At 60.5% G+C, this 17,011-nt stretch carries 16 protein-coding genes; 9 read left to right on the forward strand and 7 right to left on the reverse strand.

Annotated features, from left to right (window positions below; genetic code table 11):
- Window positions 1-201 precede the first annotated feature (201 nt).
- From LVD08_RS10985 to LVD08_RS11000, 4 genes are all read right to left on the reverse strand, one after another.
- Window positions 202-1,941: a dipeptidase gene (locus LVD08_RS10985; RefSeq protein ID WP_247268132.1), complete on the reverse strand. Its 1,740-nt coding sequence runs from the start codon at window positions 1,939-1,941 to the stop codon at window positions 202-204.
- A 199-nt stretch (window positions 1,942-2,140) separates the two neighbouring features.
- Complete coding sequence (locus LVD08_RS10990) at window positions 2,141-2,779, reverse strand: LysE family translocator (RefSeq protein WP_096797798.1); 639 nt, start codon at window positions 2,777-2,779, stop codon at window positions 2,141-2,143.
- Between the two features lies 1 nt (window position 2,780).
- Window positions 2,781-3,551 carry a 2OG-Fe(II) oxygenase gene (locus LVD08_RS10995; RefSeq protein ID WP_247268133.1) on the reverse strand — a complete coding sequence of 257 codons (771 nt, stop codon included), beginning with the start codon at window positions 3,549-3,551 and terminating at the stop codon, window positions 2,781-2,783.
- A 90-nt stretch (window positions 3,552-3,641) separates the two neighbouring features.
- On the reverse strand, window positions 3,642-4,268 hold the full coding sequence (locus LVD08_RS11000; RefSeq protein WP_098965050.1) for a hypothetical protein: 627 nt from the start codon (window positions 4,266-4,268) through the stop codon (window positions 3,642-3,644).
- Between the two features lie 90 nt (window positions 4,269-4,358).
- On the opposite strand from LVD08_RS11000, the gene LVD08_RS11005 reads away from it, so the two are divergent.
- Window positions 4,359-5,357: a LysR family transcriptional regulator gene (locus LVD08_RS11005; protein WP_027612331.1), complete on the forward strand. Its 999-nt coding sequence runs from the start codon at window positions 4,359-4,361 to the stop codon at window positions 5,355-5,357.
- An 84-nt stretch (window positions 5,358-5,441) separates the two neighbouring features.
- Here LVD08_RS11005 and LVD08_RS11010 read toward each other — a convergent pair whose 3' ends face one another.
- Window positions 5,442-5,849: a PA2817 family protein gene (locus LVD08_RS11010; protein WP_007967565.1), complete on the reverse strand. Its 408-nt coding sequence runs from the start codon at window positions 5,847-5,849 to the stop codon at window positions 5,442-5,444.
- Window positions 5,850-5,938: 89 nt separating this feature from the next.
- Complete coding sequence (locus LVD08_RS11015; RefSeq protein ID WP_247268134.1) at window positions 5,939-8,386, reverse strand: acyl-CoA dehydrogenase; 2,448 nt, start codon at window positions 8,384-8,386, stop codon at window positions 5,939-5,941.
- 248 nt (window positions 8,387-8,634) lie between these two features.
- Here LVD08_RS11015 and LVD08_RS11020 point away from each other — a divergent pair, with 248 nt between their 5' ends.
- The 4 genes from LVD08_RS11020 (at window position 8,635) to LVD08_RS11035 (ending at window position 11,803) form a co-directional block, all read left to right on the forward strand.
- Window positions 8,635-9,294 (forward strand): transglutaminase-like domain-containing protein, encoded by a 660-nt coding sequence (locus LVD08_RS11020; protein ID WP_247268135.1) that lies wholly within the window; start codon window positions 8,635-8,637, stop codon window positions 9,292-9,294.
- 43 nt (window positions 9,295-9,337) lie between these two features.
- On the forward strand, window positions 9,338-9,961 hold the full coding sequence (locus tag LVD08_RS11025) for a glutathione S-transferase family protein (RefSeq protein WP_096794868.1): 624 nt from the start codon (window positions 9,338-9,340) through the stop codon (window positions 9,959-9,961).
- Between the two features lie 133 nt (window positions 9,962-10,094).
- Complete coding sequence (locus tag LVD08_RS11030) at window positions 10,095-11,027, forward strand: ABC transporter ATP-binding protein (protein ID WP_027612335.1); 933 nt, start codon at window positions 10,095-10,097, stop codon at window positions 11,025-11,027.
- Complete coding sequence (locus LVD08_RS11035) at window positions 11,024-11,803, forward strand: ABC transporter permease (protein ID WP_027612336.1); 780 nt, start codon at window positions 11,024-11,026, stop codon at window positions 11,801-11,803. Before LVD08_RS11030 ends, LVD08_RS11035 begins: the two co-directional genes overlap by 4 nt.
- A gap of 140 nt (window positions 11,804-11,943) precedes the next feature.
- Here LVD08_RS11035 and LVD08_RS11040 read toward each other — a convergent pair whose 3' ends face one another.
- Window positions 11,944-12,462: a DUF2062 domain-containing protein gene (locus tag LVD08_RS11040; RefSeq protein WP_097088476.1), complete on the reverse strand. Its 519-nt coding sequence runs from the start codon at window positions 12,460-12,462 to the stop codon at window positions 11,944-11,946.
- 136 nt (window positions 12,463-12,598) lie between these two features.
- On the opposite strand from LVD08_RS11040, the gene LVD08_RS11045 reads away from it, so the two are divergent.
- The 4 genes from LVD08_RS11045 (at window position 12,599) to lpxK (ending at window position 16,994) form a co-directional block, all read left to right on the forward strand.
- On the forward strand, window positions 12,599-14,812 hold the full coding sequence (locus tag LVD08_RS11045; RefSeq protein ID WP_247268136.1) for a DNA internalization-related competence protein ComEC/Rec2: 2,214 nt from the start codon (window positions 12,599-12,601) through the stop codon (window positions 14,810-14,812).
- 111 nt (window positions 14,813-14,923) lie between these two features.
- On the forward strand, window positions 14,924-15,559 hold the full coding sequence (locus LVD08_RS11050) for a MotA/TolQ/ExbB proton channel family protein (RefSeq protein ID WP_003227083.1): 636 nt from the start codon (window positions 14,924-14,926) through the stop codon (window positions 15,557-15,559).
- Window positions 15,556-15,984 (forward strand): ExbD/TolR family protein, encoded by a 429-nt coding sequence (locus LVD08_RS11055; RefSeq protein WP_027612340.1) that lies wholly within the window; start codon window positions 15,556-15,558, stop codon window positions 15,982-15,984. Before LVD08_RS11050 ends, LVD08_RS11055 begins: the two co-directional genes overlap by 4 nt.
- Entirely contained in the window at window positions 15,984-16,994 is a 1,011-nt protein-coding gene (lpxK, locus tag LVD08_RS11060) for a tetraacyldisaccharide 4'-kinase (RefSeq protein ID WP_247268137.1), read from the forward strand. The genes LVD08_RS11055 and lpxK overlap by 1 nt, the downstream gene beginning before the upstream one ends.
- Window positions 16,995-17,011 lie beyond the last annotated feature (17 nt).

Raw genomic sequence — 17,011 nt, forward strand, 5'->3', positions numbered from 1 at the left:
ATAGCTCAGTTGGTAGAGCACGACCTTGCCAAGGTCGGGGTCGCGAGTTCGAGTCTCGTTTCCCGCTCCAATTTCACAAAAACGCCGATCAGTGATGATCGGCGTTTTTGTTTGTGCAGCATTCAGCGCGCAACAAAAAAGGACCTTCGGGTCCTTTTTTGTTTTCACGTCAGGCCCGCTGAATCACGGGCCCATGCCTTATCAGAGCTTCGGTAGCTGGCCGACACGGCCCATCATCTCAGTAACGATCTGCAGATCCAGCAGGAACTGGTCAACCGTCTTGAACTCGCCATCGGTATGCCCGGTGTATTTCACTTCAGGCCGGGCCAGGCCGAATTGCACGCCGTTCGGCAGTTCATGCACTGAGGTCGCGCCGGCAGACGTGCCGAACTCGTGCTTCATGCCGAGGTTTTCAGTGGCCACCGCCAGCAGTGCCTTGACCCATTCGCCTTCCGGATTGCGGTACATCGGTTCGGCGATCGAGTAAGTGAAGTCCACGGCAACGTGGGATTTCTTGCTCCAGGCCGCCAGTTTGTCAGCGATTTGCTTCTTCAGCACTTCTGGCGATTTACCCTTCGGCACGCGCAGGTTGACTGCCAGTTTGAAGGCTTTGTCGTCCACGCCGACGTAGGTCAGCGAGGTGGTCAGCGGACCCATGAACGAATCGGAGAAGTCCACGCCGAGTTTTTTCCCGAGGTAATCCAGGCCCCAGTTGTTGGACGCATAGCGCGCCGCGTCGGTGATCTGGTTGTGCTTGAGCGCCACCTTGCCGTCGAGGCTGTTGATGAAGTCGAGCATCCGCGCGACCGGGTTGACGCCGGACTCGGGTTCGGAGGAGTGCGCGGACACACCGGTGACACTCAGCTTGACGTCTTTGCCGTCAACCTTGGCCGCGACTTGGAAGTCACCACCGTGTTTTTTCGCGTATTCGCTGCCGGCTTTCTGCAGAGTCGCAGCCAGTTGCTCAGGCTTGTCGGTGACGAGTGTCGCCACCGAGACCGATGGAATCTGGTTGGTTGCCAGGCCGCCGGTCATCGAGATGATTTCTGCGCCGCTGCCTTCAGCCTTGCGCAGCGGGAAGTTGGCCATGACCGTGCCGTAGCCTTTCTCGGCGATAACCACCGGGTAGCCACCGTCCAGCGCCATGTTGTAGTTCGGTGTCGGGTTGTGTTCGAAGTAATACGGGATCGCGTCGCCGGTGGTTTCTTCAGTGGTGTCCACCAGCAGTTTGAAGTTGCGTGCCAGCGGCAGCTTTTCTTCCTTGATCACTTTCATCGCGTACATCGCGACGACGATGCCGTTCTTGTCGTCCTCGGTGCCGCGACCGTACATGCGGTCGCCGATCAGCGTGACTTTGAACGGGTCGAGTTTGGTGCCGTCCTTCAGCACCCAGTTTTCCGGGGTGACCGGCACCACGTCGGCGTGCGCGTGAATGCCCACGACTTCGTCGCCGCTGCCGTCGAGGGAAATTTCATAGACGCGGTTGTCGACGTTGCGGAACTTCAGGTTGAACGATTCGGCGAGGTTCTTGATCTTTTCGGCGATCTTGATGAACTCCGGATTGTCGTGCTGGGCCACGCCTTCTTTCTGGAAGGTCGGGATTTCCACCAGTTCGCGCAGGGTTTCCAGGGCGGCTTTGCCGTACTTGGCGCGGGTGTAGATGCCCAGCAGGCGATTGATCTCGTTCTGTTGCTCGGCGGTCAGGGTCTTGTTGTCGAGAAAACCATTGATCGCCGGGGCGAGGTTGTCGGTCTTGCTCAGATCGCTTTTCGCTACGGCACCGAGAAACTGACGAAAATCGCTGGCCGTCGTATCGCTGAAGGTCTTAAGGATCGCAGCACTTTGCTCAGGGGTGATGTTGGCCTGGGCAGGCAGGGTGAACGACGAAAGACTGACCAGAGCCAGGCTGGCAGCAGCCAGTCGCTTGAGAGAAAAATTCATTGCGGTGGGCATTCCTTTGCAGGCAGTTGAGTGGAAGTGTTTGAAAGTTGAAACAAATCTTTTCCAAACTAACACCGCGAAGGTGTTGAAGGGGAGCCCCTGAAGTGGGATCCGTCGCACAGAAATGCAAAAGCGGCGCACAAACGAAAAAGGCCCGAGCAGTGTGCAACTGACCGGGCCTTGTCTTTGAGTGTCGTTTTTACATCGACAGCACCAGCCTGCCGGCGAACAGAATCAGGATCACGCCCATGCTGCGCTCGAACCAATGGCCCATGCGCATGAACAGGGTGCGTACCCGGCTGCTGGAGAAAAACAGCGCGACGATCACGAACCACAGCGCATTGACGAAGCACATCCACACCCCGTACAGCGCCTGAATATTCAGCGGGGTGCTGGCGCTGATGATCGTGGTGAAGATCGCCAGGAAGAACAGCGTGGCCTTGGGGTTGGTGGCATTGGTCAGAAAACCGGTGCTGAACGCCTTGAACAGCGACTGCTCGACCAGCGGTTCGTCAGCGCTTTTTTCGCCTTCGAGCGTGGTCTTCGGTTTACTGCGGATCAGGCTGATGCCGAGGTAAAAGATGTATGCGCCACCGATCACCTTGGCCACCGTCAGCAACCACGGCGTGGTGTGCATCAGGGCGCCAACGCCGAGCAAGGTGTAGAGAACGTGCACGGAAATGCCGGCGCCGATGCCCAGTGCGGTGCAGATGCCCACCAGTCGGCCGAAGCGCACGCTTTGGCGAATGGTCACGGCAAAGTCCGGGCCGGGAGCGACCACGGCCAGAAAGTGAATGGTGGCCAGCGCCAGAAACTCGCCCAGGTAGTTCGATAACATCTCAGCTCCAGAAGGTCAGGGGTGAAGCATTGCCGCGATAGCCGACAAAGAACGAAAGGCTCAAGCGCGGATCCGCCACGCCCGGGGTCACCGAGTGCATGCAGCGCGAATTGAACATGATGAAATCGCCCGGCTCCGGCCGCACTTCCAGGGTCGGTGGGCCGAGCAGCGCCGGGTCGATGCCGTAACTGTCGCCACGCATCTGGTCGAACTGATCCGGGGTGATGTCGTCGTCCCACATCTGCAGTGCGCCGCCCTCGGTCGGCATGTTCAGGTACACGTTGCAGGCGAACTGCGCCTCCAGGCTGCGGGCCTGAAAGCTGTCCGGGGCGTCCTTGGCGAAAATGTCGTGGTGGGCGAGGAAGCACACGCCGGGTTTGACCACCCGCGACAGGCCGACATACATCTTGCGGCCATAGAGGTTTTCCAGATGCGCGCCGGCCGGCCACGACTCGTCGAGCATGCAGCGCAGGGTGTCGACCGGCGAGGAATAGGGCGCACAGCGCTCGCGCAGTTCGGCGATGTTGCGGGTGGCGCGCTCGAAGTAGTCCTCGATCAGCAGCGGCTGGTTTTCCGCCTCGTAAAACGCCATGCCGATGCGGCCGATGCTCGGCGCGTTGATGTAACCCTCGAAGCCCGGAGCAAGAATCTTGTCGCCAATCTCGATCGCCAGCGGCTCGGGCAAGAAGCCTTTGACGCGGATGGCGAGGACATCTTCGTTGGCCAGTTTTTTTATGCACGTCTCATCGAGACGCTCGACGTCTAGCATCATTTTTTTTAGGTCCATCTATCGATAGTCAACGGAACCGGCGAGTGCGGTTCCCCCGGCGTCGGACGCTGCGCGGAGCAGCGCCCGAGAAGCTTAATCCACGCTGTAGTGGACGGATAACGTGCCTTTCTTCTGCGAAAGCGAGGCGATCGTGACTGTGCCCAAATCCTTCAGGCTGCGTACATGGGTGCCACCGCAGCCATAGGCCGGCAGCTCGCCAAAACCGATTTCCCGCGCTCCTTCACGCAGCGAGGTCAGGCGCGGCAGATCGTGTTCGATCCACTGACGGATACCGTATTGAACGGTTGGCGCGTCGACTTCCTGAGCGGCATCGCCCGGCTTGAATTGCACTCGGCCCTCGTCCGGCCAGTGGTGCGCCTTGATCGGCGTCCAGCCCATGGCCTGCACGAAATGCCCGATCAGGTGCCCGGCCGAGTGCATGCGGGTGTTGTAGCGGCGACGTTGTTCATCCACGTGAATACAGGTCATGCCGGGTTTTACCGGACGATCGACGTAATGCACGATCCGGTCAGGTTCCTGCACCACGCGCAGCACCTGGCTTTCGCCGATCATGCCGGTGTCACAAGGCTGACCACCGCCTTGCGGATGAAACAACGTGGCGCGCAGCACCACGGCAAATTCGTTCTCGTGGGGCGTGCAGTCGAGGACTTCCACATTAGCCTTGAGGTCATCACTATGGAAAAAGAGGCGAAGCGTCATATTCCATGCCCTTATTAAAGTGTCTGTTTTTATTATATGAATCGTGCAATAACGTGATAATCCGTTCAAACATCAAAGGACTTGTGCGCTGTGAGCATCAATCTTCCGCTGCCACTGCTCGGTGAAATGGCGATCTTCGTCAAGGTCGTGGAGACCGGCAGTTTTTCCGAGGCGGCCCGCCAGTTGGGCTCGTCGCCGTCGGCGATCAGTCGCAGCATTTCCCGGCTGGAAAAGGCCCTGGCCACGCGTTTGCTGCAGCGCACTACGCGCAAACTGCGCTTGAGTGACGGTGGCGAGGAAGTGTTCAAGCGCTGTCAGGAGATGGTCAGCGCCGCCAAATCGGTGATGGAGATCAGTGGGCAGTTCACCCACGAGGCGGAAGGGCTGGTGCGGGTCAGTGTGCCGAAAGCGGTCGGGCGTTTCGTGATTCATCCGCACATGCCTGAGTTTCTGCGGCGTTATCCGAAAGTCGATGTCGAGTTGCTGCTGGAAGACCGCCAGGTTGATTTGATTGACGATCATGTCGACCTGGCGATTCGTATCACTGATCGACCGCCGGCCGGGCTGGTCGGACGGCAGTTGCTGACCATCGACCATTTGCTCTGCGCCACCCCGCAATACCTGGCCGAACATGGCACGCCGACCCACCCGCATGACTTGCTCAATCACAGCTGCATCTATCTGGGTGAAACCCCGAGCGATGCGCGCTGGAAATTCAAGAAGGGCAGCAAAGCGGTGACCGTCGGCGTACGTGGCCGTTATGCCGCCAACCATACGGGCGTGCGGCTCGGGGCAGTGTTGCAGCACATTGGTATTGGCAGCCTGCCGTACTTCACCGCGCGTTATGCGCTTGAGCAGAAGTTGATCGTGCAGGTGTTGCCGGAGTGGACATTTCTCGCTTCCTACCACGGTGGTCTGTGGTTGCTGCATTCGCCCACGCGCTACCTGCCGCCGAAGCTGCGGGTATTCATCGATTATCTGGTGGAGTGCCTGGAGAAGGAGCCGACGTTGAGCAAGCCGGGCAAGGCGGGGGCGCCGAATAATCTGGCGCTTGCGTATGAATTGCCGGAGAGCGAGGGGCTGCTTTAAAAGCAAAAGACCGCAGCCTGCGGCAGCTCCTACACAATCCCTGTAGGAGCTGCCGCAGGCTGCGATCTTTTGATCTTTGGACGCTTAGTGCTTGCTGTCCTGGGCAGACATCGCCAGCAACTGTTTTTCCTGATTCCAGTCGAACGGTTCGTCGTTCTGTTCGGCCTCGTAGCGACGTTCTTCCAGTGCCTGATACAGGTCGATTTCTTCATCAGACAAGTAGTGCAGGCAGTCACCAGCGAAGAACCACAGCAGATCCCGCGGGATCAGGTGGGCAATTTGCGGATAGCGGGTAATCACTTGGGTCAGGATGTCCTGGCCCAGGTACTGGCTTTCGATCGGATCGATCGGCAGGGACGCCAGCAGTTCGTCAAAGCGCTCCAGGAACAAGGCATGGCTTTCTTCGGGAACCTGTTCGGCCTCACCTACGGCGACCAGGATACTGCGCAGATGGTCGAGCAAAACCAGATGATCGGCAACGACGTTGGACACGAGATAAGTCCTCAAGAGCAAAACGGGCGCGGGAGTATAAAGCTCTCGTGCCCGTTTTTCACAAATAAACAGCTACACGGTCGTCGGCATCAGCGGACTTTGCCCTCAGCCTGTTTCAGTTCTTCCTTGTCGAAATCATCGACGTCGATCACCTTGCGCCGCGCCGCTTCGGCATCGCGCAGGGTCTGTGCTTCCTGCGGTTGCAACACCCCGGCCTCCAGTGCGGCGTCGATGGCGTGTTCGCCAGCCACCGGTTTGATCTGACCGCTCTTGAGCGAGGTGTGCAGTTTTTTGTGCAGCGGTTGGGCGGCATTCAGCAAATCGCTGGCGTGTTGCAGGGCACCGACGGCATCGTCGACGGACTGCGGGCGATAGCAGCCGGCGAGCAGTTCTTCGAGGGTCGGATCGCCTTTGGCACGACCGATCACCGCTGCCACTTCGGCGCCGAGCTTGTCCGACGGGCCTTTGTGGCGACGGCCGAACGGGAACACGATCACCCGCAGCAGGCAGCCAAATACTTTGTTCGGGAAGTTGCTCAGCAGCTCATCCAGCGCCCGTTCCGACTGGCCGAGGCTTTCTTCCATGGCCCAGCGGAACAGCGGCTCCATATGCGCCGGCGAATCCAGATCGTGATAACGCTTGAGCGCAGCGGAGGCCAGATACAGGTTGCTCAACACATCGCCAAGACGTGCGGACAGGCGTTCCCGGCGCTTCAGTTCGCCACCCAGCAGCATCATGCTGAAGTCGGCCAGCATGGCAAATGCCGCTGCCTGCCGATTGAGTGCGCGGAAGTAGCCCTGACTGATCCTGTCCCCGGGTGCATGTTCGAAGTGGCCGAAGCCCAGGTTCAGCACCAGGGTGCTGGCGGCATTGCCGACGGCAAAACCGATGTGCTTGAGCAGCAGGCCATCGAATTCTTTCAGTGCCTGTTCCTTGTCTTCACGGCCGGCGAGGGCCATTTCCTTGAGTACGAACGGATGGCAACGAATGGCGCCCTGACCGAAGATCATCAGGTTGCGCGAGAGGATGTTCGCGCCTTCCACGGTGATGAAGATCGGTGCGCCGTTCCAGCTGCGCCCGAGGTAGTTGTTCGGCCCCATGATGATCGCCTTGCCGCCGTGCACATCCATGGCGTGGGTGATGCACTCGCGGCCGCGTTCGGTCAGGTGATACTTGAGGATCGCCGACAGCACCGACGGTTTCTCGCCCAGATCCACCGCGTTGGCGGTGAGCATGCGTGCGGCGTCCATCATCCAGGCGTTGCCGCCGATGCGCGCCATGGCTTCCTGAATGCCTTCGAAGGCCGACAGCGGGACGTTGAACTGCTCACGTATCTGCGCGTATTGACCGGTCACCAGACTGGTGAATTTGGCCGCGCCAGTGCCGACTGCCGGCAGCGAAATCGAACGCCCGACCGACAGGCAGTTCATCAGCATCATCCAGCCCTTGCCGAGCATGTCCTGGCCGCCGATGAGGTAGTCCAGCGGGATGAACACGGCTTTGCCCGAGTTCGGGCCGTTCATGAACGCGGCACCCAGTGGCAGGTGACGACGGCCGATTTCCACACCCGGTGTATCGGTGGGGATCAGCGCCAGACTGATGCCGAGATCTTCCTTGTCGCCCAGCAGATGCTCCGGGTCATAGGCTTTGAAGGCCAGACCGAGCAGGGTCGCGACCGGGCCGAGAGTGATGTAGCGTTTTTCCCAGTTCAGGCGCAGACCGATGACTTCCTGGCCTTCCCATTCACCTTTGCAGATGATCCCGGTGTCCGGCATGGCGCCGGCATCGGAACCGGCCAGTGGGCCGGTGAGGGCGAAGCACGGAATGTCGTCGCCACGGGCCAGCCGCGGCAGGTAGTGATTGCGTTGTTCGTCGGTGCCGTAATGCAGCAGCAGTTCGGCCGGGCCGAGGGAGTTGGGCACCATCACGGTGGAGGCGAGGTCGCCGCTGCGGGTCGCGAGTTTCATCGCCACTTGCGAGTGGGCATAGGCCGAAAAGCCCTTGCCGCCGAATTCCTTGGGAATGATCAGGGCGAAGAAACCGTGTTCCTTGATGTGGCTCCAGGCTTCGGGCGGCAGGTCCATCGACTGGCCGATCTGCCAGTCAGTGACCATCGCGCAGAGTTCTTCGGTGGGGCCGTCGATAAAGGCCTGTTCCTCTTCGGTCAGTTGCACTTTCGGGTAGGACAACAACTTGTCCCAGTCCGGACGGCCGCTGAACAGCTCACCGTCCCACCACACGGTACCGGCATCGATCGCATCGCGTTCGGTCTGCGACATCGGCGGCAGGGTTTTCTGGAACCAGTTGAACAGCGGCGCGGTGAAGTGTTTGCGGCGCAGGTCAGGCAGCAGCAGCGGCGCGGCAACCGCCGCGAGCACCACCCAAAATACCAGCAGCAGCCAGCCCGGGGCATGGCTGAAAATGCCCATCGCCAGCAGGTATACGGCGACGATACCCAACGCGGGCAGGGGGGCGATGCGGCGGTGGGCGAGATACGCCACACCGACGATCAGAACCAGTATCCACAACAACAGCATATGTAATCCTCCGTGAACCAAGGCAAACCGACCCTTCAGAGCGTAGACGGCATCTGTAAAACGGGGTGGTCAGAACATGGTGATTGAACTCGTGGGAAACCCCGGATGGTTTTCGTAGGTTCGGTGGGCAACACCCGTGGGAAATCGTTCGCCGCTCCCGCGTCTTCGCGTGCATGTTTGGCCGAAACGTCGTTATCTCTGTGCTTGAGCTGTCGCTAGACTCGGGGCTCACCCAGGAGAACATCGTCATGCACGAGTATCTGAGTCCCGGCCGCTTCATCGATAGTGACCACCCGGCGGTGGTGGAGTTCGCCGAACAACACCGCGGTGCCAGCCGCGACCCGCTCGCGCAGGCGATCAGTCTCTATTACGCCGTGCGCGAAGCGGTGCGCTACAACCCGTATACCTTCAGCCTCGACCCGCAGACCCTGTGCGGCAGCTATGCGCTGGCCACCGGGGAAAGCTATTGCGTGCCCAAGGCCACATTGCTGGCCGGGTGCGCACGGCATTGCGGCATTCCCGCACGCATCGGTCTGGCCGACGTCAAGAATCACCTGTCGACCCCGCGTCTGCTGGAACTGCTGCGCAGCGATGTGTTTGCCATGCACGGCTACACCGAGCTGTTCCTCAATGACCGTTGGGTCAAGGCCACGCCGGCCTTCAATCAGCAACTTTGTGAGCTGTTCAACGTCGCATCGTTGGACTTTGACGGCATCAATGACAGCGTTTTCCACCCGTACAACCGTGACGGCGCACTGCTGATGGAGTATCTGGTCGATCATGGCCAGTTCACCGATGTGCCGGAGCATTTCTTTTTCGAACACCTGGAAAAGTGCTACCCGCATCTGTTCGGCGAACATCAGGCGAAGGTCTTGGGCGATATGCAGAGTGATTTGAGTCGGGTCTGATCCGGCGTATGCTGCCTGCCCACGCATTGGAAAAGAGGCGGTCATGCTGAAGATCTGGGGACGGAAAAACTCATCGAATGTCAGGAAGCCACTGTGGGCCGCCGAAGAGCTGGGCCTGGCCTACGAGGCGATTGACGCCGGTGGCGCCTTTGGTGTGGTCGACACGCCTGAATACCGGGCGATGAACCCGAACGGCCGGGTGCCGGTGATCGAGGATGACGGCTTCGTGCTGTGGGAATCGAATGCGATCGTCCGTTACCTGCTGGCCAAACATGCGCCGAACAGCGCCTGGTATCCGGCAGACCTGCAAGCCCGGGCCATCGCGGACAAGTGGATGGACTGGACCACCTCGAGTTTTGCCGGGCCGTTCCGCACCGTGTTCTGGGGCGTGTTGCGTACCCCAGCGGACCAGCAGGACTGGCCGGCGATCAACGCCGCAATCAAGGAATGCACCGCGCTACTGGCCATGGCCGATCAGGCCCTCGCCAGCCAGCCATATCTGTCCGGCAGCGAAATCGGCATGGGCGATATTCCGCTGGGCAGTTTCATTTATGCCTGGTTCGAGATGCCCATCGAACGTGCCGCGCAGCCGCATCTGCAGGCTTGGTATGCACGGTTGAAGCAGCGTCCGGCTTATCAGAAAGCAGTCATGACCGCGTTGACTTGATAATAACTATCGACACTCTTGACTGTACTTGTGTGGCGGCGGCAAGCACCATTGCGCTCATGCGCCGTGGTTGTTTTGTTCGCCGCCCGGCCCAATCTTTCCTTTTCTTCCCTTCTTGGTGCGTAAATCCGATATGAGTTCCGCTCTGTCCATCCGGCAGCTAACCAAAACCTACGGCAACGGGTTCCAGGCCTTGAGTGGTATCGATCTGGACGTCGCCGAAGGTGACTTTTTCGCCTTGCTCGGCCCCAACGGCGCCGGCAAATCCACGACCATCGGCATTCTCTCGACCCTGGTCAACAAGACCAGCGGCACGGTGAATATCTTCGGTCATGACCTGGACAAGAACCCCGCCGCGCTCAAGCGCTCGATCGGTGTGGTGCCTCAGGAATTCAACTTCAACCAGTTCGAAAAGACTTTCGACATCGTCGTGACCCAGGCCGGTTACTACGGCATCCCGGCGAAGATCGCCAAGGAACGCGCCGAGCAGTACCTGACCCAGCTCGGCCTGTGGGACAAGCGCGATGTGCCGTCGCGTTCGCTGTCCGGCGGCATGAAACGCCGACTGATGATTGCTCGCGCCCTGGTGCATGAGCCGCGCCTGCTGATCCTCGATGAGCCGACCGCTGGCGTCGACATCGAACTGCGTCGCTCGATGTGGACGTTCCTCACCGAGCTGAACCAGAAAGGCATCACCATCATCCTCACCACGCACTATCTGGAAGAGGCTGAGCAGCTGTGCCGCAACATCGGCATCATCGACCACGGCACCATTGTCGAGAACACCAGCATGAAACAGCTGCTGGGCCAGTTGCACGTCGAGACCTTCCTGCTGGATCTGAAAAACGACTTGCACGCCGCGCCGCAATTGATCGGCTATCCCGCCCGGTTGCTCGACGGCCATACCCTGGAAGTCCAGGTCGACAAATCCATGGGCATCACCGCGCTGTTCACTCAATTGGCGCAGCAGAATATTGAAGTGCTGAGCCTGCGTAACAAAACCAATCGTCTCGAGGAGCTGTTCGTGTCCCTGGTGGAGAAAAATCTGTCGAAGGTGGCGGTATGAGTTCCGAGTTCCGCCCCAACCTCGTCGCCCTGCAGACCATCGTTTATCGCGAGGTCAAACGCTTCACCCGGATCTGGCCGCAGACCCTGCTGCCGCCGGCGATCACCATGGTTCTGTACTTCGTGATCTTCGGTAACCTGATCGGCAAGCAGATTGGCGGCATGGGTGGCTTCAGTTACATGGAGTACATCGTGCCGGGGCTGATCATGATGTCGGTGATCACCAACTCCTACGGCAACGTGGTCTCGAGTTTCTTCGGCAGCAAGTTCCAGCGTTCCATCGAGGAACTGATGGTCTCGCCGGTGTCGCCGCATACGATTCTGATCGGCTTCACCATTGGCGGCGTGCTGCGTGGCTTGATGGTCGGGGTCATCGTGACCATCCTGTCGTTGTTCTTCACTCATCTGCAGGTGCATCACCTGGGCGTGACCATCCTTGTGGTGGTGCTGACCGCGACGATCTTCTCGCTGCTGGGCTTCATCAACGCTGTGTTTGCGCGCAACTTCGATGACATCTCGATCATCCCGACGTTTGTGCTGACCCCGCTGACCTACCTCGGTGGCGTGTTCTACTCGATCACCTTGCTGCCGCCGTTCTGGCAGACCGTATCGCTGGCCAACCCGGTGCTGCATATGGTCAATGCCTTCCGTTACGGCATTCTTGGCGTATCGGATATCCGCATCGGTATCGCGATCACCTTCATGCTGGTGGCGACGGTGGTGTTGTACCTCGGTTGTGCGCGGTTGCTGGTGAGTGGACGCGGGATGCGGACCTGATCCGAAACCGCGTCGCTGCCATCGCGAGCAGGCTCACTCCTACAGAAGGGCGCGTTCCTATGTAGGAGTGAGCCTGCTCGCGATGGGGCCTATTCAGACGCTACAAAAAAACGGCCTCCACTGCGGAGGCCGTTTTGCATTCAAGACTTGCGGCTTTTCTTGCGCCGCGCCCATTGCCGCGCCACCCACCAGCGCCAATACAGCATGACCGTGAAGTAGGCGAGGATGCCGAGTAGCAGCCCGCATACCACCGATCCCAGCAGAAACGGCTGCCACATGGTCGACAACTCTCCACTGATCCATTCCCAGGTCAACGAATCGGGCAGGGTGCGGGCGGGCACATTCATCAACCAGGCTCCGGCCTGATAAGTACAGAAAAACACCGCCGGCATGGTGATCGGGTTGGTCAGCCAGACCAGACTGACGGCAATCGGCATGTTGCCGCGCACGGTGATCGCCAGTGCCGCCGCCACCAGCATCTGCGCCGGAATCGGCAGGAACGCGGCGAACAGGCCGACGGCCATCGCCCGGGCCACCGAGTGCCGATTGAGGTGCCAGAGGTTCGGGTCATGCAGCAACTTGCCGAGAAAGCGTAAGGATTTGTGTTCCCTGATGCTCGTCGGATCGGGCATGTAACGTTTGAATAAGCGCCGGGGCATAAGGCTTCTCGGTCGGTTAAGGCGGCAAGTATGTCTGGATTCTACGAAGCGCCCATTCAGACTTTGTGACAATTGTTGACGACGACCCGCCTTCGTACCGGCTACGCCTAATGCACGAACTCTCAAGGACGGGCTTATGCGCACAGGGATGATGGCGCTGGCAGTCGGTCTGCTGGTTCCGGTTTTTTTGCCGGTTTTACCGCCGGTCGGGTTGATGATGTTGTTGCCGTTGGTGGGACTGATGTTGCTGCCGTTTCGCAGCTATCCCCTGGCGTTTCTGCTGTTCGGTTTCACCTGGGCGTGCGTCAGTGCGCAATGGGCATTGAATGATCGTCTGCCCGCAGTGCTTGATGGCGAAACCCGTTGGGTTGAGGGGCGGGTGGTAGGTTTGCCGCAAAACAGCGAGGGCGTGGTGCGTTTCGAGTTGGCCGATGCTCGTTCGCGCCACGAGAAATTGCCGTCGTTGATGCGTCTGGCGTGGTACGCCGGACCACCGCTCAACAGCGGCGAGCGCTGGCGCCTGGCGGTGAAGCTCAGGCGCCCCGGTGGTTTGCTCAATCCCGACGCCTTCGATTACGAAGCCTGGCTGTTGGCGCAACGCATCGGCGCGACCGGCACGATCAAGGATGGTCAGCGCCTGGCCGAGGCAAACTGGGCATGGCGCGACAGCATTCGTCAGCGCTTGATGGCAGTCGATGCCCAAGGCCGGGGCGGTGCATTGGCGGCGCTAGTGCTCGGCGACGGCTCCGGGCTCAGTCGCGAGGATTGGCAGATCCTGCAGGACACCGGCACCGTGCATCTGCTGGTGATTTCCGGTCAACACATCGGGATGTTGGCGGCGGTCATCTATCTGTTGGTCGCCGGGCTGGCGCGCTACGGCTGGTGGCCGCTGCGCTGGCCATGGCTGCCATGGGCCTGCGGCCTGGCGTTTGCCGCGGCGCTCGGTTACGGCTTGCTCGCCGGGTTTGACGTGCCGGTGCAACGGGCCTGCGTGATGGTCGGGCTGGTGTTGTTGTGGCGCCTGCGCTTTCGCCATCTCGGCGCGTGGTGGCCGCTGTTGCTGGCATTCGATGCGTTGCTGTTGCTCGACCCGTTAGCCAGTTTGCGTCCGGGTTTGTGGCTGTCGTTCGCCGCGGTGGGGATTTTGATTTTCACCTTCGGCGGGCGACTCGGTGCGTGGAAATGGTGGCAGACCTGGACCCGCGCGCAATGGCTGATTGCGCTGGGTCTGTGCCCGCTGCTGCTGGCGCTGAACCTGCCGATCAGCCTCAGCGGGCCATTGGCAAATCTGCTCGCGGTGCCGTGGGTCAGTCTGCTGGTGCTGCCACCGGCGCTGCTCGGCACGCTGTTGTTGCCGGTGCCTTACGTCGGTGCAGGCTTGTTGTGGCTGGCCGGTGGTTTGATCGACTGGCTGTTTCGTGGCTTGTCGCTGATCGCCGGGGCTTGGCCAGCGTGGATCTCGCCGTCGCTGCCGTGGTGGGCCTTGTTGATTGGCTGTCTCGGCGCCGTGTTGTTGCTGTTGCCGCGTGGGGTGCCGTTGCGACCGTTGGGCTGGCCGTTGTTGTTGATTCTGCTGGCGCCGCCGCGCGAGCGAGTGGCCGAGGGCCAGGCCGATGTCTGGCAGCTCGATGTCGGTCAGGGCCTGGCGATCCTGATCCGCACGCGTCATCACGCGTTGCTCTACGACGCCGGTCCACGCTTCGGCGAATTCGATCTGGGGGAGCGGGTGGTGCTGCCGGCGCTGCACAAACTGGGGGTCAACCGCATCGATCTGATGCTGCTCAGTCATGCCGATGCCGACCATGCCGGTGGTGCGTTGGCAGTATCGCGGGGCCTGAAAGTGACGCGGGTGATCAGCGGCGATTCGCCGGGTCTGCCCGCCATCCTGCGGGCCGAGGCCTGTGAAAGCGGGCGCCAATGGCAGTGGGACGGGGTCCGGTTTCAGCTGTGGCAATGGTCGGCGGCCCATGACAGCAATCAGCGCTCCTGTGTGTTGCAGATCGAGGCCAATGGCGAGCGTCTGCTGCTGACCGGTGATATCGACACGGCTGCCGAACGGGTGTTGCTGGAGAGTCCGTTGGCGCTGCCGACGCAATGGCTGCAAGCACCCCACCACGGCAGCCGCAGTTCCTCATCGATGGCTTTGCTGCGGGCATTACGCCCGCATTCGGTGCTGATCTCCAGGGGGCAGGGCAATTCGTTCGGTCATCCACACCCGCTGGTGCTCGCGCGTTACCGCCAGCAAGGGCTGCGCATCTACGACAGCGCGCAGCACGGCGCCATTCAGCTGCGCCTGGGCAGCTTTCAGGCGCCGTGGCTGATGCGTCAACAACGGCGTTTCTGGCGCTGAAACACCATTGATCGCAGGATCGCCGAATGCGGCATCAGGTCGTCGGGGCAGCGAGTCTTAATCGCCAACCGGTATGGTAAAGTGGCGCACTTTTTCGAGGGGACTGTCACTGTGTGGGAATTGGTCAAATCCGGCGGCTGGATGATGTTGCCGATCATTCTGAGTTCCATCGCGGCCATGGCGATTGTCGCCGAGCGTCTGTGGACCCTGCGCGCCAGCCGCGTCACCCCCGAGCATCTGCTGGGTCAGGTCTGGGTCTGGATTAAGGACAAGCAGCTCAATAAAGAAAAGCTCAAGGAATTGCGCGCCAACTCGCCGCTGGGTGAAATCCTCGCCGCGGGCCTGGCCAACTCCAAGCATGGTCGCGAGATCATGAAGGAATGCATCGAAGAAGCCGCCGCGCGGGTGATTCACGAGCTCGAACGCTACGTCAACGCGCTGGGCACGATTGCCGCCATGTCGCCGTTGCTGGGCCTGTTGGGCACGGTATTGGGCATGATCGACATTTTCAGCGCCTTCACCGGTTCCGGCATGACCACCAACGCCTCGGTCCTGGCCGGCGGTATTTCCAAGGCACTGATCACCACGGCGGCGGGCCTGATGGTCGGTATTCCGTCGGTGTTCTTCCACCGTTTCCTGCAACGCCGCATCGATGAGCTGGTGGTGGGCATGGAGCAGGAAGCGATCAAACTGGTCGAAGTGGTGCAGGGCGACCGTGACGTCGATCTGGCCGGGGACAAAGCGTGAAATTCCGTCGCAAACCCCGGGAAACGATCGACATCAACCTCGCGTCGCTGATCGACGTGGTGTTCATCCTGTTGCTGTTTTTCGTCGTGACCACCACCTTCACCCGCGAAACCCAGTTGCGCGTCGATCTGCCGGAATCGGTCAGCGGTTCACCTGCCGAAGACCAGCAGCTCAAGCAACTGGATGTCGCGATCAGCGCCGAAGGCGTGTTCTCGGTGAACAACAAGATTCTGCCGAAAAACGACCTGGCGACGCTGATGGAAGCCATGCAGAAAGAAGCCAACGGTGACACCAACATGCCGTTGTCGATCAGCGCCGACGGCAAGACCCAACACCAATCGGTGATCACCGCCATGGACGCGGCCGGCAAGCTCGGTTTCAGCCATCTGCGCATGACCACGGTCGAGGCGGCGCCCAAATCCTGATGAGCCTGTCCGATCGTTTGCTCGCCGCGTGGTATCAGGGGCATCCGGCCCTGACGCTGCTGCGGCCGCTGGAAATGCTCTACCGCCGCGTGGTGGTCAACAAGCGTCAGCGCTTTCTCGACGGTGACGGCCAGATCTATCAGCCACCGGTGCCGTTGATCGTGGTCGGCAACATCACCGTCGGCGGCACCGGCAAGACGCCAATGATTTTGTGGCTGATCGAGCATTGCCGACGCGCCGGTCTGCGGGTTGGTGTGGTCAGTCGTGGATATGGCGCCAAACCGCCGCAACTGCCGTGGCGGGTCACCGCCGAGCAGAGCGCCGACGTCGCCGGCGATGAACCGCTGTTGATCGTGCAGCGCACCGGCGTACCGCTGATGATCGACCCTGATCGCAGCGCAGCGGTCAAAGCCTTGCTCGCCAGTGAGCCGCTGGACCTGATCCTCTCCGATGATGGCATGCAGCATTACCGCTTGGCGCGAGATCTGGAGCTGGTGCTGATCGACGCCGCCCGTGGTTTGGGCAACAAGCGCTGCCTGCCGGCCGGTCCGTTGCGCGAGCCGATCGAGCGCCTGCAAAGCGTCGATGGCGTGCTGTTCAACGGTGCCACTGCGGATCGCGAAGATGGCTTCGCGTTTCGCCTGCAACCGACGGCGCTGGTCAATCTGCGCAGTGGCGAGCGCAAGCCGCTCGATCATTTTTCGCCCGGTCAATCGGTGCACGCGGTGGCCGGGATCGGCAATCCGCAACGTTTCTTCAATACCCTCGAAGCGCTAGACTGGCGAGCAGTCCCCCATGCGTTTGCCGACCACGCCGAATACAGCGTGCAGGCCTTGAATTTCACACCGTCATTGCCGTTGGTGATGACCGAAAAGGACGCGGTGAAGTGCCGTGCCTTCGCAGCAGACGACTGGTGGTATCTGGCGGTCGATGCCGTGCCGTCACCGGCCTTCGTGGCCTGGTTCGACACCCAATTGATGCGCCTGTTGCCCGATCGTCTTTTGCCTTAACTCTTTATCCAGGGAAT

It is taken from the genome of Pseudomonas sp. YL2 (assembly GCF_023063025.1).
Classification (GTDB): domain Bacteria; phylum Pseudomonadota; class Gammaproteobacteria; order Pseudomonadales; family Pseudomonadaceae; genus Aquipseudomonas; species Aquipseudomonas putida_A.

What these genes read in the sequence shown, in the direction of transcription:
- LVD08_RS11020 (WP_247268135.1), top strand. Translation starts at nt 8,635, where the DNA reads ATGCACGAGTATCTGAGTCCCGGCCGCTTCATCGATAGTGACCACCCG.
- LVD08_RS10995 (WP_247268133.1), bottom strand. Translation starts at nt 3,551, where the DNA reads ATGATGCTAGACGTCGAGCGTCTCGATGAGACGTGCATAAAAAAACTG.
- LVD08_RS10990 (WP_096797798.1), bottom strand. Translation starts at nt 2,779, where the DNA reads ATGTTATCGAACTACCTGGGCGAGTTTCTGGCGCTGGCCACCATTCAC.
- lpxK (WP_247268137.1), top strand. Translation starts at nt 15,984, where the DNA reads ATGAGCCTGTCCGATCGTTTGCTCGCCGCGTGGTATCAGGGGCATCCG.
- LVD08_RS11025 (WP_096794868.1), top strand. Translation starts at nt 9,338, where the DNA reads ATGCTGAAGATCTGGGGACGGAAAAACTCATCGAATGTCAGGAAGCCA.
- LVD08_RS11045 (WP_247268136.1), top strand. Translation starts at nt 12,599, where the DNA reads ATGCGCACAGGGATGATGGCGCTGGCAGTCGGTCTGCTGGTTCCGGTT.
- LVD08_RS10985 (WP_247268132.1), bottom strand. Translation starts at nt 1,941, where the DNA reads ATGAATTTTTCTCTCAAGCGACTGGCTGCTGCCAGCCTGGCTCTGGTC.
- LVD08_RS11015 (WP_247268134.1), bottom strand. Translation starts at nt 8,386, where the DNA reads ATGCTGTTGTTGTGGATACTGGTTCTGATCGTCGGTGTGGCGTATCTC.
- LVD08_RS11030 (WP_027612335.1), top strand. Translation starts at nt 10,095, where the DNA reads ATGAGTTCCGCTCTGTCCATCCGGCAGCTAACCAAAACCTACGGCAAC.
- LVD08_RS11000 (WP_098965050.1), bottom strand. Translation starts at nt 4,268, where the DNA reads ATGACGCTTCGCCTCTTTTTCCATAGTGATGACCTCAAGGCTAATGTG.
- LVD08_RS11035 (WP_027612336.1), top strand. Translation starts at nt 11,024, where the DNA reads ATGAGTTCCGAGTTCCGCCCCAACCTCGTCGCCCTGCAGACCATCGTT.
- LVD08_RS11040 (WP_097088476.1), bottom strand. Translation starts at nt 12,462, where the DNA reads ATGCCCCGGCGCTTATTCAAACGTTACATGCCCGATCCGACGAGCATC.